Consider the following 16414-nt stretch of genomic DNA (forward strand, 5'->3'; position numbering starts at 1 on the left):
TCATTACATGAAAAACAACGTATTAAAATCCGACTTGAAATGGTACTTATCTCTTACCAGTAATGCTAATATAAATTATCCATTACACATTATTGGTTCTATCAATGTCATTCTCATTAAGGCAACTTGAATTTTTTATCGCTGTTGCGGAGACCGGCAAGATATCAAGCGCGGCGCAGCGGTGTAACATTTCACAATCCTCAATGACTATCTCACTCCAAAATCTGGAGAAGATACTTGGGACAAAGCTGTATACCCGCCATGCCAAAGGGGTCCGGCTCACTGATTTTGGGCGATCGTTCTTAGAACACGCCAGGCAAATTATGGACTCAGTTCAAACCGCCCTCAATTCTGCCAATCAACAACCTCAGGCGTTAGCCGGGGAAATACGTATCGGTATCACCGATACCATCGCGGCTTATCTAATGCCCAATGTTCTTCAGGCAATGGACCAACGTTTTCCGGCACTGTCGATGATTTTGTTTGAAAACAACCAGCAGGGGTTGGAGAAAGCACTGCTGGCAGAAACCATCGACTTCGCCCTGATGCTAACATCGAACTATAAGCTGTCTTCCGCTATCCGAGTCACACCATTATTGCATTCTAAACGAAAGCTTTGGCTCTCACCTCACCATCCACTTCAGAAAAAAGAGATAATATCTTTAGCCGATATCACAGAACAAGACTACCTGCTGTTGGATATGGAAGGGCATGTCGCAACGGCCGATATGTTTTGGGGACAATACCAGCTTACCCCAAATATAAAACTGCAAACCAAATCCATTGAGGCGGTTCGAAGCATGATTGCACTCGGGTTAGGCGTCTCGATTCTGTCCGATTTTTCCTACAGACCCTGGTCACTGGAAGGCAATCGTATTATTCGGCGTGATATTAGCGAGCAGATCCCCGATCTGGAAGTGGGAGCGGCATGGGTAGCAGATAAAGCGTTATCTCCACAGGTAAAAGAAACCATTGATTTTATAAAAAATATGGTCGATCCTCCTTCATCACTTTAGAGGAAGATCTTCGGCTATATTAGCCCGTCGGCTTCTGTAGGAGCTATACTGTGAGAGCATAGTGAGACAAACAGGATCGGTGAACAAACTTGCCTTAAAACACAAAATTATGCCCTCACACCACCGCCTTTAACCAGCCAATAAACGCATCAATTTTCGGATCCCGACGCTCCGGCAAGGTTGCAATGTAATAGCGCTGTTCACACATCACTTCCATCTCAGGAAACGGCGTTACCAATTCGTTATTGGCCAGCCGCTTATTCACCAGCTTCTTCCTGCCCATTGCCACCCCTGCATGGTTAATTGCCGCGATAATCGCTAAATCGGAACGATCGAATCCCATACTGTGGCGATCGGCGTCTAATGTGAGGTTAAAGTGCTCAGCCCAGGAACTCCATTCATCGGTATCTGAATCATAACTCCATGCCTGCCGGTCGTGCAGCAACGTGCAGTGCTTCAGATTATGGATATTTCCCTGCAACTGATGCTGTCGGGCATATTCCGGACTACATACCGGCACCATCGACTCATCCATCAGATGCTGACAGGCCAGTTTTTCCGGCGTTATATCATCAAAATAGATCGCCAGATCGATACCATAACCACGAAAATTCACATTCTCATTACCGGTAAGAATATTCAGGCTGATGGAAGGATACTGGCGGCCAAAATCCGCCAGCTTAGGCACCAGCCAGCACTGAGCAATGGAGGGACGGGAATAAACCGTCAGATTACCCGACAGCTCCTGATTTTTAATCTCCAGAATTTCCTGATTCAGATACTCCAGCGATGACTTCAGCGCCCAATAAACCCGCTGCCCTTCTGGCGTCAGCTCAATCTTACGGTGAAAACGCTGAAACAGCTTAATGCCCAGCTCCTCCTCCAGCCCATTAATCCGATGGCTAACGGCGCTGGGGCTGAGGCTGAGTTCATCCGCCGCCATGGCAAAAGAGCTGTGACGTGCTGCTGCCTCAAACGTGTGAAGTTTTGATAACTGATAACTGTTCAGCAGTCGATTTCTGGCAAGGTAGCTGTCTTCGGTATACATAAGTCTCAAACCTGATGGTAAAGCGTTTAATAAGTATACCGAAGAGCATGTCCTGACAGGCTTTTAGCATGAATTTATGTGATTCAAAGCGCAAACCGTGATGGTTTTTTGATAAATATCACTCATTTGATTCAATCTGACTCATCTAAGACGTCGTTTTTATCGTTTGTCAGGAAACGCCGGTTCTTATCCAATACAAACGGGATTTATTATTATAAAACGAGGTCGGATATGGACTCACATCTCTGGGTTATCAGTACTTTACTGACAAGTATCATTTTGATTGTTTTTACCATTGTTAAATTGAAGATTCACCCGTTCCTGGCGCTGTTATTGGCAAGTTTCTATGTCGGTGCGCTGATGGGAATGAACCCGCTGGAAATGGTTAACGCCATTGAGGGCGGTATTGGCGGCACACTGGGCTTTCTGGCAGCAGTCATTGGTCTGGGAACCATTTTGGGTAAGATGATGGAGATATCCGGTGCGGCAGAACGCATTGGTATCACCCTGCAACGGTGCCGCTGGCTCTCACCGGATGTCATCATGGTGCTGGTGGGTCTGGTTTGTGGTATCACGCTGTTTGTGGAAGTCGGTGTGGTATTACTTATTCCTCTGGCATTCTCCATTGCTAAAAAAACCAATACTTCTTTATTAAAACTGGCTATTCCTCTGTGTACCGCACTGATGGCGGTTCACTGTATTGTTCCTCCTCATCCGGCAGCGCTGTACGTTACCAATAAACTGGGTGCCGATATTGGTTCGGTGATTGTGTACGGTCTGATTGTTGGCCTGTTCGCTTCGCTAATCGGCGGCCCGCTGTTCCTGAAGTTTCTCGGTAACCGTCTGTCATTTAAACCGGTTCCGGCTGAGTTTTCCGATATCGAAGTGCGTAAAGAAGAAGATTTACCATCGCTGGGCGCGACGTTATTTACCGTTCTGCTGCCTATCGCACTGATGTTAATCAAAACCGCCGCAGAACTGAACATGACCAAAGGCACCACGCTATATACCGTGCTGGAGTTTGTCGGTAACCCCATTACCGCCATGTTTATTGCGGCGTTTGTGGCCTATTACATTCTGGGCATTAAACGCAACATGGGTATGAGCACCCTGCTGGTCAAAACCGAGGAATGCTTTGGCTCTATTGCTAACATCCTGCTGATCATCGGTGCCGGCGGTGCATTTAACGGTATTTTGAAAGGAAGCGGCCTGAGCGATACGCTGGCCATTATTCTGTCGAATTTGGATATGCATCCAATTCTGCTGGCCTAGCTGGTCGCCATCATCCTGCACGCTGCGGTAGGTTCCGCCACCGTCGCCATGATGGGCGCAACGGCGATTGTTTCGCCATTACTGCCAATGTATCCGGATATCAGCCCTGAAATCATCACGTTGGCTATCGGTTCGGGTGCTATCGGTTGTACCATTGTTACCGATTCTCTGTTCTGGTTGGTGAAACAGTACTGCGGAGCAACCCTGAACGAAACCTTCAAGTATTACACCACAGCGACCTTTATCGCCTCGCTGATTGCCCTGGCTGGCACATTCCTCCTTTCTTACGTGGTTTAATTGAAAAAGAGATACATTATGAAAAGCACAGAGATTCAACAATTAATCAACGACTTCCCTCTGGTTAAACGCCTGATTGATCTGGAAGAAGTGAGCTGGTTTAACCCGCGTGCCACCACGCTGAAAGAAGGTCTGCCATACGTAGGGCTGAATACCCGCGACGTACAACAAGCCGAAGCCCGACTGAAGCGTTTTGCCCCTTATTTGTGCAAAGCCTTCCCGGAAACTCAGGTGACTAACGGAATTATTGAATCAGACGTCGTGGCTATCCCTGACATGCAGAAAACCCTGAATCAGCGCTATGGCGTTGAGGTCACAGGAAAAATGTTGTTGAAAAAAGACAGTCATTTACCGATTTCCGGCTCGATTAAAGCACGTGGTGGTATTTATGAAGTGCTGACCCACGCCGAGAAGCTGGCAATGCAGGCAGGATTACTGCAAGAGAGCGACGACTACAGCAAACTGTTCTCCGAAGAGTTTAAACAATTCTTCAGCCAGTACAGCATTGCGGTTGGTTCAACGGGTAATCTCGGTATGTCTATCGGCATCATGAGCGCCAAACTGGGCTTTAGCGTCAGCGTCCATATGTCTGCCGATGCCCGCGAGTGGAAAAAACAGAAACTGCGTTCCCACGGTGTGAACGTGGTGGAATACGAACAGGACTATGGTGTTGCGGTAGAACAAGGCCGTAAAGAAGCGGAATCCGATCCTAACTGCTTCTTTATTGATGATGAAAACTCTCAAACTCTGTTCCTTGGTTATTCTGTGGCAGGAGGTCGATTAAAAGCCCAGTTTGAGCAGATGAATGTGGTAGTCGATGAAAACCATCCGTTATTTGTCTATCTACCTTGCGGCGTGGGCGGCGGTCCCGGCGGCGTAGCCTTCGGTCTGAAACTGGCGTTCGGCGATAACGTCCACTGTATTTTTGCCGAACCAACTCACTCCCCTTGTATGCTGTTAGGCGTACATACCGGTTTGCACGATGGCATTTCAGTACAGGACCTCGGTATTGATAACGTCACTGCCGCCGACGGTCTGGCAGTAGGCAGAGCCTCCGGTTTTGTTGGCCGGGCAATGGAACGCCTGCTGGATGGTTATTACACCTTAAGCGATCAGGAAATGTACGATCTGTTAGGCTTAATGAATCGCGACGAAGGCATTCAACTGGAACCTTCCGCACTGGCAGGTATGCCGGGCCCGTCCCGCGTCACCGCCGATAAAGCCTATCTGGAAAGTAAACAACTGACCGCTGAAAAAATGCGTAATGCCACCCATCTGGTATGGGCAACCGGCGGCGGCATGGTACCGGAAGTCGAAATGGCAAAATATCTGGCGACAGCCAGGATATAAGCGGTAAGTTAGCGTTGTAAGATAAAAAAGACGCCAAATGGCGTCTTTTTTTGACTGCGGATAAACCAGATTAATCAGCAACAGTTCCTGTTCCGGCCGTAAAAATGATATTGCTTATATCACCTTCGTGTTCGGCTGGAAGACCATCGGTATCTGGCGTCAATGCGTATCGGATCGGACCAGCCCTTAATCCCTTGACCTTAATCCCTTGACCTTAATCCTTTGACCTTCAGGAGCACTGGAATTCAGCTGACGACTGAGAGAGGGTAGCACGCCAAACATGGAAGTTTGGCGAGGCATGGCTTCGTCTGGAACGAATCCATGCCGGTGCGTAAGCCCGAACGAAGGAGGAAGGAAGTCGCGCAGCGACCTGAATTCGTGTGCGAAGGCGCGGGGGTGCAGGGGACGTTCGCCCCAACGCCCCCTGCTCGGCCGCCGCACGACAGCCAAGTAAAACACTGTACTATTTGCGGACGAAACTAACCCAGAACTAAAAAACTAAATCCCTCTAAAAACCAAGAAATATCCTAATAATAATTCACCGTATACGTCACCGCCCCATTCGCCTTCCCGGCCTTCGCCGTAGCACCATACCGATAATATCGAGCCTTCAATGGGATCACATAATTAGCCCCATCATTAGTCGTCAGCGTAATACCCAATGAAGTATGGGGAACGTTTGAAGTCAGGTTAATATTTGCATTGCTGCTGTCCTGAGTTGCCATCTGAATGGCAAATCCTTCTGCCGTACCCGGTCCGGTTTCAGTATTGGCAGCATAAGTATTGTAATTACCGTGAACGCTGGTAAATGAAAAATTCAATTTATTGGCTGTTATCGGAGAGCCCGATGAGGTTGTTTGACCGGTTTTTTCGTCATAAATATATCTGCCGGTACCTGTCATATACCCATGAAAAGGCGGGCAGTTCTTCAGGGTAATATTAAAATCTTTCCACTCAGAAGTACTGTATCTGGTAGGGAAATCAGATAACTGATGCGAACCTAAATCTACATCCACATCTTCAACCTGACAGGTTTTAGTTACAATATTAATCGCGCCGTTAAAACGCACGGTCCAGAATTTCTGACTAAAAAAGGAGGGAGCCGTCGTTCCCTGTGATGCCTCAAAAACGGGAAATGATGACGCCAGTACCTGTTGAGTTCCGGAAGTTGAAATGGGTCCGGTTTTGATTAATTGAACGTTGAAATGACCCAGAGGCGAATGCGACATCCCTGCCCCTGTCGGTGAAGTACTCACATAGGGAGTATGAATCCAATCCACCGGATATTGCCAACTGGTCATAATACCCGTGCTCATCTGAACAGCCATGCCAATTCCCGGAATATTGGTTGGAAAGACGGTTTTATTCCCCATCAGCACCGGAGCACCAGATGGCTGGGAAATCACATTAACTTTTGTAAAGGCTTCTATGGTGACAGGCGCCTCCCCAAAAGCCCAATGACACCACCATCCCATATTCATATATTCGATCTGGTATGAGCCATAATAGATGATCGATCCAACGGCCACCTCTTCCCCAACGCTGGCAATACCCGGTCCCACCACTGGAACAGAAAGATCCCGGTAGTAAGCCGGATCGTAAGGAGCGCAGGTTGCCGCCTTTGCCTCTACAGCCACCAGCGCCAGTAACCCCAATATCAACTTACCTGCCAGCCCCATCTTCCTTTTGCCACATAGCACTTTCACTATTGGTTCCCTCATTACTCGTCCCTCAGTCCGCTAGCGAGTCATTATGAATTAACAGGTCTTTCAACCGACGGTTTACCGTGTTAACGCTGATCTTCAGATGCGTGCCTATCTTCTGCGGTGTCCAGCCCTTACTGACCAGATCGCTGATTTGGCTATTGATATTGTGGTAGTTTGCCCGGTAGTAATAGCGGGTCTGGAACGTCTTACCGCAGTCAATACACATATAGCGCTGTAATCGGGTTCTGCTGGTTCCGTGCTTTCTGATCCCCTCTTTACGATGGCAATGAGGGCACTCTGGATTTAGGCGTATCATCACGTCCTCCTTACTGACAGACTGAGTTAAATTTAATTACGTTATCCTGCTCCGGATTCGCCTCCTTCGGCATCAGATAACTCAGGGAGCACTGCTGATCCACCGCATCGCCCCATATCACTTTTAATTTCCCTTCCATTGCCGGCACCCGGGCAAACAGACGACCACCCTGCCCTACCACACCAATATGCCGATCCTGTTCGTCATACACATCGGCACCAAAAGGCAGTGCTTTACCATTGGCCATTGGCGCATTGATCAGTGCCGGATAACCCACCGTGGTGTCATAACTCACTTTCACCACAGCACCGCTGTACGGCGCCACTTTCTGACGGGTCAGGTTGAGCTCAACGTTGTTGGAAAGGCCTTTTGGACTGATCTCCACATCATTCATCTGGTAAGCGGTCAGATAAGGCACGACCGCATAGCCGAAGCTGTCCACCTTAATCCCCGGATAGCTGACCATTTTCGCCCCTTTGGCCCCTTTGGCTTCGACTAGCGCATAGGTATCGCCGCTGTATGGGGTCAGGGTCAGGCCACCGCTGTGGGCCACCATGGCACCGCTTAAACCGGCAGAATAAGTTTCATAACCTTTACCGGCCCCCGCCAGCGCATTAACCGTTGTATAAGGGGTGCGCGCAGAGCCATTCACCACCAGACTGGTGCTGCGGCTGTCTTCACGACCATCGCGGGTCATACCGGCATTAATGTTGTAGTTATATTGACGATCTTCCCCGGCGGTGCCGTTAACAAACACCTGTTCATTCATGGTGCTATCCGGCCCACGGTTAACGGTGATCCCCATCTGGTTAAAACCAAACAGGTTATCCAGCGGCACCATAATGTTCAGCATGTAGGTGTTTTGCGCTTTGCCATAACCATCCTGACTGCGGGTCATATTCAGACCATAGCTGATACTTTTGAAACGATTGTTATAGCCAAACTGATACTGGCGATCGGTACGATCGTCATTCCAGTACGCCTGCTGCCAGGCGCTGATATAGAACTGGCCGTAATCCTCCGGCAGCGTTTGTGCGGCACTCACCGACAGGCGATTCTTCGCCCGACGGATCCAGTCTTTGTTGTAACCATTACTCATCACCTCCCGGGTGGACATGCCGGTGGTGAAATCCATATAGCCATCGGTGGAGAAGCGATAGGCCGCCACCGACAAATTACTGCCGGTAGATTCAATATTCTGGCTGTATTTCAGCTGATAGCTCTGGCCGGACATCGAGCCCTGATCTACTCCCCAGGCTTCGCCCAGCTTGGTTTTGGCATGGGTAACATCAAAGGAGAAAGCACCAATGGGCGTACCAATAGAAGTCCCGCCCTGTATCGCCTGATAGTCTTCATTACCCTGCACGCCGCCGTACAGGGTCAGGCTATTATTGATACCGCGACGATAGGTACCTTCCAGCAACACCGGTTCGCTTTTCAGCCAGCTGGAACGCAATTTACCGTAGGTCAGGCTGTAGTGATGGGTGCCCGGACGCAGCAGATTACTGGTGGAGGCGTAAGGCATCTGGAAGTTCTGTGAGCTGCCGTCGGCCTCTTCAATAGTGACATCCAGATTACCGCCGTAACCGGTAGGATACAGGTCGGTAATTTCAAACGGTCCCGGCGCCACATTTTTCTCATAAATGATATCGCCGGACTGGCGGATCACTACTTTCGCCGCAGTACGGGCACTGCCGCGCACCACTGGGGCATAGCCGCGCAGGGCGTTTGGCAGCATCTGCTCTTCGTTGGCAATTTGTGCACCGCGAAATGACAGGGTGTCGAACAGCTCCCCTTTGGTATTAGCATCACCGACTAACAGGCGGCCCTGTATCGCAGCAATATCCCGCTGCACAAAGGTATTGATATTGTTGTAATCGCCGCTGCTGTCATTGGGTTTGGTGTAAATACCGTTATGGCGAAAGTACCAGCCTTTCAGGTTAAAACCGGCGTTCAGGTTGCCATACAGGTTGTCATAATCTTTATTGCCGTAATGGGTGCGGCTGGCATTGAGGTTATAGCCCAACGTGGCGGCGGTGATCCCCTGATCCCATTGTTCGGGATTAACATAGCCCCGCGGACGCTGGATCAGATAGATTTCCGGCAGATCCAAATTGAGGGTCAGATCGTTGGCATCAAACGCCACGCTGTTTTCCGGTAGCAGTTGATTCAGCGCCAGACAGCTGTCCGGTTTAGCATCATTAATTTGTGTTTGTGCTTCGGCACTGAGCTTTTCGACGTTGATATCCAGCGCGCTCAGGGTATTGCGCTTAATACAGACATCCACTTTGGATATGGCTTTACCATCAACCAGACGATCTTTAATCGACACTTCATCGCGACCAATTCGTCGACCGTTGACGATCAGTTCAGCCCGATAGGTGCCAACTGGCGTTAAATCCTGATTGTAGCGGGTCAGATCGATACGCTGCTGGCTATCCAGGCTCATAAAATAGGGGTTAAACTCAAACTCGTCATTGGCGTCATCCGCTACGGCCCAGCCGGACAGGGCGAGCAAGACGGCAGCTGTCAATGGAGAAAGCGAACGGTTAAAAGCTGACATGTGAATTCCTTTCACTCAGGACATCATTTCATCTTCAGGAAGCCATGACTTCCCCGTTATTGTTCTGCTGTTACTCTGATACTGTCAGGGAGCTACCTGCTGTAACGTTGGTCGAATGCCGCCATAGTCGTTGATATAGGACGGATAAATGGTGCTCAGACCTTTTTTCATCGGGAAAAATTGCGTGCTATTAGGTGCAATCATTCCTCCTTCACCCACCAGATTTTTACCCTCTTTATCCGAGGCGATATTGGCCAGCGAGACGTAATACGGCGTTGGGTTTTTGGCTTCCACCCCGCCCTGTACTTTGCGCCAGGTCACAGACTCACCGGCGATATTGGCATCACCCGGCAGTGCCTGCGGGCGATAGAAAACTTTGATGCGTGAGCGGAACGCCATCTGCAACTGATTCTTCTGCTCTTTCGCCCGCGGTGGCACTTCCAACACGCTGAGCCAGAACACCGATTCTTTATCTGTTGGCAGTTCTTCTCCGGTAAACATCAGGCGGAGGGTCTGGCCTTTACCGGCATTCACCCGGTTAACCGGTGGAGTAATGGTGAAGGGGGCTTTAGCGGTTTCCGGCGTGGCTTCCGGATCGCCGTCATCTACCCAGCTTTGTATCAGTACCGGTTTGTCGCCTTTGTTATCAATTTTTACCATCACTTCACGTTCGCCTGCCGGATAAACCACCCGGGTTCCAGTGATCACCACGCCAGCCAACGCCGGAGCGGTTAGTGACAGGGCAAAGGCCAGCGCGGTCAATTGACGGAATATTATTCTGTTATTCATTTGTTCATCCTCCCTGATGCAGGGCGAGGCATATGCCCCACCCTGAAGGAAATTCACCGTATAACGATTAGAAATAGTTAATGGTGAAGTTAACCGCACTGGCAACCAGACCCGGCGTTGCAGTACCTGTTGCATAGTACTCAACGGCATATGGCAGGGTGGCTGAACCAGAAGTCAGGTCATAAGTGGTTGAGTTAGTGGCCTGGCTCGGGTTACCCACCTGAATTGGTGTACCGGTAGTGGCATCCAGCAGTTGCAGCTGAACGTTAGTTGCCGCAGTAGCACCGGTCAGGGTGTTCAGCAGACGGTAGTTGATTGGGTCAACCGTTGCGCCGTTTTCAAAGAACGCGGACGCTTTGGTGACCGTTGCGGTACCGGAACAGTTAGACAGGCCGATGTTAAAACCGGTACGTTTAGCCGTTGCACCCGGGCTGGCCAGCTGCGCTTTATCAACTGCATCCAGCGCTACGGTCGCCGGGCTGGTGTTACCATCAATGGTGATATCACAGGTTTGGTCGATAACTTCACCGGTAAAGTTCACGGTACCGTTAGAAGCGGCCTGTACAGCTGTAGTTCCTAATGCAGCAACAATCGCAGCGGATAAAAATACGTTCTTCAGTTTCATAAAAACTCCATTTTTTGATAAAAGTGTTTTTTCTTCTCTTCTGTTTTAGTCGATGAAATAAGGGAGGAAGAGAATCTCCCTGTTTCATTTTTAGAAAAAACGAGTCTGAACGAAATATGGATAGCCATAACGTTTATATGAAAATAAAAATACTTAATGAGTGTTAAATTTAATTTACATATAATTTTGTTTCAGATGAAATCAATTAAACCCCAGTTCAGATCCCGTTCTTATTTTTAAGTTAACATATCGAATTTATGCTGTAAACGATCTAAAAATCTACATAATTTAAGTAAGTTAGATTTTAGTTCTAAATGATGTGGTTTTTTAGCCGTATTGACTAATGGGAAATTTTGAGATTTGGATCTTTTGCTATATTAAATTTTACGGTCGAATACGTTATCAAAATTTATATTGATACATAGCATAAAAAATAGTTTTTAAGATCGACAAGGCTATTATAAAAACCGGGCATTTATTTATTAAATAATAAAAACTACCATAGTCAAAATATCAACTCATCTGACGAAAAATAACAACAAATTTGAAAAAATAATTTTATTGAACCAGATAATTATTGATAAAAACAAAATCCAATGCGTTGTGAAATTAACAGAGATATTTTAACAAAAACATTACAAGTATCTGAATCAACATGATGGATAGGTTGTTTTGAGATGACATTAGCCTGAGAGCCTTGTCAGATAACATAGTGAGGGTGTGTGAAATTTATCCGGTTTTAACTGCTGATATTAGCTTTTAAACACCTGCTTTTGATGCCATTCAACAAACTGTTCCAGTGGGTAATATTCCGGGCTTTTTGGCAGTAAGATCGCATGCCCGGCAAAATCCCAGAACAGGCGATCAACCATTTGGCTACCGTTTACCCCTTCAGAAACCAATAGCCTCATGCCGTCATCAATACCAATCACCCCCATATCAAATGCAGAATGATGCAATGAGCACAACGCCAACCCATTAGTTACAGTGCAAGGACCTCCATATTGTTTCCATTTAATATGGGCAGCTTCCAATCCAACGGGCGTACTGTCATGCCTCAGGTTATAGCCACATACCGCACATTGATAGTTGTATGCACGCAGTATGTTCTGACGAAAATGAGGATCGCGAGCTTTACGAACATCAATAAGGGACAGGTCTAAACGGTTGGCAATCAGCTCCTGAACACTATCTGGAAAATGCTCACTCAGGATCTGTTGGCATAACTTATCGATCAACTTAGGATTGTCGAGTAACAGTTGATAACTTTGCAGATCAAAACCGCCCATTACGTTGTGTTCAATCAACTCTCGCTTTGGAGGCTCTTTACTGCCTGTTTGTGGAGTACAGAGATCGTCGTTTTTCAACTCCCAAAACCCGTCGCCACGTAAGCGCCAAAATGGCATCGCAGGATAATGTTCTCTTCTTTGGGGGCCAAAACTTTTAAGTAGCTCAATCAGTGCTGGATGTATTTCCTCTCCATAACTAAATAGCCGTTGATGACCTTTTTGATATTCAGATAAAACATACAGCAGCAGTAATGGCTTATGCGGTGCACGCTGATCTCCCTTACGCCAGATGGAAAGATGAGACATTGCCGTTTGCAGTGTTTTACTGGTGACCATATAAGCAGCCTGCTAACAATTTGAAGTTATTGCGATAATGCTCGCAAAACTGATGTGATTCAAGCAGCTTACGTTTGAAATGAGTTTTAGTCTGTTGTTGTTTTGCCTGGGGCTTTTTCTGCAAATCTCCCCTTGTTTTCATCATTTTTGCGGTATGTATCTACAGCCTGAACAATAGCCTGATTCTCCCATTGACCCTGTTGGCGGTATAAATATACCGTAGCCTTGCTACCGCAGATTTACCGGTAGTTAAAAAAGCGAAACCCCGCAGTGCAGCAACACTTACGGGGTCTCTGACCACAACGTTAGAAGGAGTAACATCATGGCTGTTTTGAAGCATACCCAAACTCGCCCCAATTTTATATATCACCCGAGATCCAATTTCAGATCTGGATCGAAAAAACGATCCCCTGTTTCAGCAAACTACCTGAAAAATGGGGGATATCTTCATGGTTAATCCGATCGATTCTACCCCAAACGATCTGCTGGAACTGGCGGAACAGTGCCTTGCCCTTGCCAGTGCGGTATTAACTATTGATGAGGCGTCGATCAAAGAGTCGTTGCAGTTTATTCTGCACGAAAAAATGGAAGCTTTATTTGATGTGATATATCGCGCTGAAAGCTGATAGCACTGCCACCTGAGGAGATAAACGAGACACCTCGTTTATCTCCATCAGACATCATCAATTCACTTTTTGCTCTGGCGTAAAGCGGCTAAACATAATAGCGCCAGCGGTAGGAACCACTTCAATCTCCATCAGCGGAGAATCATCATCATCCGGCAAGTCGTAAGTATTGAGTGAAAGTCGGTTAACCCGATAAGGGGTTAAGGTAGTGACCACCGCATAACCACGCCAGTCGGTGGTGGTGCCATACTGGTTATCAACCCCAACTCCCGGCCGGTCTGGTACATTCACAATCGCCATGGTTTCACCCAAACTTTGTCCCAGCGTGACGCCCCCCTGATGGACCATGGCACTGCCGGTCAGTTCAAGGGTTTTCTGGCGATAGCCTTCACCCTGCGAGTAGCCCAACCGCAATCCCCCGGCGTTATATTGGTAATCAGCACTGAGATCCTGACTGCTGCCATACTCCTGACTCTGGCTGGTGCTGGCGTTATAGCTCAGGCTGTAGTCATCCAGCATGGTGCCGCTCACCCCTACCCGTCGGCTGTTTGCACCATTTTTTGTCTGAGTATGGTCGTAGTTAAGCTTCATGCGCGGCATGCCTATCTCTCCCAGCGAGACCGAGAATGAGATCCCGACCTGAGCCTGCGCTTTGCTGTAGCTGTAGTTGGTATATTCCGCATACAGATTGATGTCCACATCTCCCCAGGTATTGCTGTAGCCCAACTCTACGCTGGTGTCTCCTTTGTCTTTGCCGCGCATTGCCTCACGCGACAATGTCAGATACAGGTTACTGGAGTCAGAAATATACTGGTTATAGCGGGCTTCCAGCCGGTATTTTCTTTCGTCATCGAAATCACCAACGTACGCTCCGTCTTCCCAATCCCACCAGTAGGTCTTTTGCTGTGCTACCGTTTCGCCCAAAGTACGGTAGTGCTGATTCGGATAGTACTGGGCTAACAGGCTGAGAGCCGATTCCTGAGCTGGAAATGCTTTGGCGTAACGCATACGCACCATGCCGCCGCGATCTTTGCCCTTAATGCGCGGATCGTCCGCCACCGCATAGCTATAATCCAGCGACAACGCCCCCCATTTATCCAGACTTCGGCCCATTCCCATGACCGTACTGCGATAAATTCCTGAGTTAAGGGTTCCACCATACAATGTGGTATTGCCCGGTAAACCATAACTGACGGAAGCCTGTTGGAATCCCGGTTCCTGCTGTTCTACACCAAAATAGTTTTGATATTTACCCACAATCAAATCGTACTTCCACTGCCCGGGATGAACCAGATTTGGCATGGCTGAATAAGGGATCTTTCGCTCGCTTTCGGTTCCGTCGCTCTCCTTGATGGTGATGTCGATATCCCCATCGTGTGCCGGAGGATAAACATCTTTCAGAATAAAAGTACCGGGAGAAACAAACGTCTGGTAGATCACTTCGCCATTTTGCCGCACTTTAACTTCCGCATTACTACGGGCATAGCCCCGAATCCACGGGGAGAAGGTACGCAATCCATCGGGTAGCATACGGTCGTCAGAGTTTAGGCTCAGGCCGCGATACTTCACGCTGTCAAACAGCGTCGATGAAGTGGAGCTGTCACCCAAGGTCAGAAGCGAGCGCCATGCCTGAAGGCTACGAAATGCTACCGCTCGTTCGGTATGCCATTGAGGATTGCCCCAGGTGTCTTTCTGATACACCGGTTCATAGCGCAGACGCCAGGCCCCGAGATTGAGGCCGGTAGTAATATCCGCATACAGGCTATTGTTGCGATCGGCATCCTGATACTTTTCACCAAGATAGCTGGCGTAATTGATGTGGTAATCGACGAACATCGCGGTTACACCTTCATCCCAGCGGCTGGTAGCTACACCATTTTCCATATTGGAAAATAGCTCGTCAGGGATCACCAGCGTCAGGAGTTGTGCAATAGGATCGTAAAAATGCAGGATGTTCAGCCGGTCCAGCGCTTTGGGCACTACGCAAGAATTGGCAGAGAATGCCATCTTCTGTACGGTTTCGTAATGTACACCCCATTCACGCAATAGTGGAGCAGTCAGGCAGGGTTCATCGGTGCGTTGAAAATCCAACAGCACTCGTCCCCGATAGGCATCATTAACAATAACGTAGGTTTTATCCGCTTCGGCGTAGCAGACAGGCGCGACCCAAACCAGCCCCAGCAAAACAGTACGTAAGATGGAATTGATTCGGTCCATGATTCATTCCGCTAGTGGTGGTAGCTTTGTTTATTTTTGTGGATATTCCGGCCGTAAAAGCGAATGTGTGTCTATTACCTTAGTGCCCGGCCGGAAGACCATTTGTACTCAGCGGTTGAGGACGTCGGGCCTAGTCCGCCTAGGGGCGCTTCGGCAGCTAAAGCTGCTACGACCCCAACGGCGGCCTCTCCCTCCGATTGGCTTTGGTAAAATCAAAACCATTACCCTTTTAGATATTCCAGTTGTAAAGGCGATAGTAAGGATAAAGATATCGCGGTGATACTCTGCCGGAAAATCGTTTGTGCTTAATCCTGGAGTACGTTGGATCAGGAATCATCCAACAATTAGCCATTTTTAGGCATAAAACTGAGCTATCGGACTTTGCTATCAATCAAAAAGGTGCCGTAGCACCTTTTTGATTGTTTCTGTTAGCCTTTCAGGGCAGCCAGTTCGGCACGTGCCTGATTCAGGTCAGCAGTCACTTCTTTAACATCACTCTGCTTTTCCTGCAGTTTGCTTTGGTATTTAGCAACTTTCTTAGCATCGCCTTTAGCCTGAGCTTCACGCAGGTCAGCCTGTACTTCACGTACATCTTCTTGCTTTTCGTTCAGTTTCTTTTCCAGTTTGGCAACTTTCTTCTCTGCATCTTTAACCAGGCCGCCGTTGGTGCAGTTAGCGTTCAGTTCGCTCAGTGCTTTTTTCAGGCCGGCAACTTTGTTCGCGTTACCATACTTTTGCGCTTCTCTGATTTGGTTTTCAATAGCAGCACGCTTAGCAGCACAGTCATTACCGGCAGCTGATGCCATAGAAGAGAAACCAACGCCCATTGCCAGTACTAAAGGTAAAATCAGTAATTTAGCTTTGCTCATGTTAAAAATCCTCAATTTGCTTTTACAGTGGGGAGCTATCACTCCCCTCCCTTCCATTGCATATTAAGATTTTCCCTAATTACTTTGATACCCCC

The 16414-nt window shown here is 48.1% G+C and carries 12 protein-coding genes and 2 pseudogenes; 5 read left to right on the forward strand and 9 right to left on the reverse strand.

Annotated elements, in window-relative coordinates:
* Nucleotides 1-104: 104 nt before the first annotated feature.
* Together EKN56_RS21650 and EKN56_RS14910 are read left to right on the forward strand one after the other, a co-directional pair.
* Nucleotides 105-284, forward strand: a pseudogene (locus tag EKN56_RS21650) (LysR family transcriptional regulator); the annotation flags it as partial.
* 39 nt (nucleotides 285-323) lie between these two features.
* Nucleotides 324-1016 carry a LysR substrate-binding domain-containing protein gene (locus EKN56_RS14910; RefSeq protein ID WP_246019841.1) on the forward strand — a complete coding sequence of 231 codons (693 nt, stop codon included), beginning with the start codon at nucleotides 324-326 and terminating at the stop codon, nucleotides 1014-1016.
* Between the two features lie 115 nt (nucleotides 1017-1131).
* Here EKN56_RS14910 and dsdC read toward each other — a convergent pair whose 3' ends face one another.
* Entirely contained in the window at nucleotides 1132-2064 is a 933-nt protein-coding gene (gene dsdC / locus EKN56_RS14915) for a DNA-binding transcriptional regulator DsdC (RefSeq protein ID WP_130592510.1), read from the reverse strand.
* A 231-nt stretch (nucleotides 2065-2295) separates the two neighbouring features.
* Here dsdC and dsdX point away from each other — a divergent pair.
* Together dsdX and EKN56_RS14925 are read left to right on the forward strand one after the other, a co-directional pair.
* Nucleotides 2296-3633 (forward strand): annotated as a pseudogene (gene dsdX / locus EKN56_RS14920) (D-serine transporter DsdX).
* An 18-nt stretch (nucleotides 3634-3651) separates the two neighbouring features.
* Nucleotides 3652-4983 carry a D-serine ammonia-lyase gene (locus EKN56_RS14925; protein WP_130592511.1) on the forward strand — a complete coding sequence of 444 codons (1332 nt, stop codon included), beginning with the start codon at nucleotides 3652-3654 and terminating at the stop codon, nucleotides 4981-4983.
* Between the two features lie 527 nt (nucleotides 4984-5510).
* On the opposite strand, the gene EKN56_RS14930 is transcribed toward EKN56_RS14925, so the two are convergent.
* The 6 genes from EKN56_RS14930 to EKN56_RS14955 form a co-directional block, all read right to left on the reverse strand.
* Complete coding sequence (locus tag EKN56_RS14930; RefSeq protein WP_130592512.1) at nucleotides 5511-6704, reverse strand: fimbrial protein; 1194 nt, start codon at nucleotides 6702-6704, stop codon at nucleotides 5511-5513.
* Between the two features lie 10 nt (nucleotides 6705-6714).
* Nucleotides 6715-7005 (reverse strand): IS1 family transposase, encoded by a 291-nt coding sequence (locus tag EKN56_RS14935; protein ID WP_130592513.1) that lies wholly within the window; start codon nucleotides 7003-7005, stop codon nucleotides 6715-6717.
* A 10-nt stretch (nucleotides 7006-7015) separates the two neighbouring features.
* Nucleotides 7016-9568 carry a fimbria/pilus outer membrane usher protein gene (locus EKN56_RS14940; RefSeq protein WP_130592514.1) on the reverse strand — a complete coding sequence of 851 codons (2553 nt, stop codon included), beginning with the start codon at nucleotides 9566-9568 and terminating at the stop codon, nucleotides 7016-7018.
* An 84-nt stretch (nucleotides 9569-9652) separates the two neighbouring features.
* Entirely contained in the window at nucleotides 9653-10357 is a 705-nt protein-coding gene (locus EKN56_RS14945) for a fimbrial biogenesis chaperone (protein ID WP_130592515.1), read from the reverse strand.
* A gap of 67 nt (nucleotides 10358-10424) precedes the next feature.
* On the reverse strand, nucleotides 10425-10982 hold the full coding sequence (locus EKN56_RS14950) for a fimbrial protein (protein ID WP_130592516.1): 558 nt from the start codon (nucleotides 10980-10982) through the stop codon (nucleotides 10425-10427).
* Between the two features lie 752 nt (nucleotides 10983-11734).
* On the reverse strand, nucleotides 11735-12607 hold the full coding sequence (locus tag EKN56_RS14955) for a phosphorothioated DNA-binding restriction endonuclease (RefSeq protein WP_130592517.1): 873 nt from the start codon (nucleotides 12605-12607) through the stop codon (nucleotides 11735-11737).
* A 449-nt stretch (nucleotides 12608-13056) separates the two neighbouring features.
* On the opposite strand from EKN56_RS14955, the gene EKN56_RS20970 reads away from it, so the two are divergent.
* Nucleotides 13057-13233, forward strand: coding sequence for a hypothetical protein (locus EKN56_RS20970; RefSeq protein ID WP_168189664.1), 177 nt, complete (start codon nucleotides 13057-13059; stop codon nucleotides 13231-13233).
* 57 nt (nucleotides 13234-13290) lie between these two features.
* On the opposite strand, the gene EKN56_RS14960 is transcribed toward EKN56_RS20970, so the two are convergent.
* The gene (locus tag EKN56_RS14960; protein WP_130592518.1) at nucleotides 13291-15450 is read right to left on the reverse strand and encodes a fimbria/pilus outer membrane usher protein; all 2160 of its coding nucleotides are present in this window, start codon (nucleotides 15448-15450) and stop codon (nucleotides 13291-13293) included.
* Between the two features lie 428 nt (nucleotides 15451-15878).
* Nucleotides 15879-16319 carry a DUF1090 domain-containing protein gene (locus EKN56_RS14965; RefSeq protein ID WP_130592519.1) on the reverse strand — a complete coding sequence of 147 codons (441 nt, stop codon included), beginning with the start codon at nucleotides 16317-16319 and terminating at the stop codon, nucleotides 15879-15881.
* Between the last annotated feature and the right edge of the window lie 95 nt (nucleotides 16320-16414).

Source organism: Limnobaculum zhutongyuii (assembly GCF_004295645.1).
Taxonomy (GTDB): domain Bacteria; phylum Pseudomonadota; class Gammaproteobacteria; order Enterobacterales; family Enterobacteriaceae; genus Limnobaculum; species Limnobaculum zhutongyuii.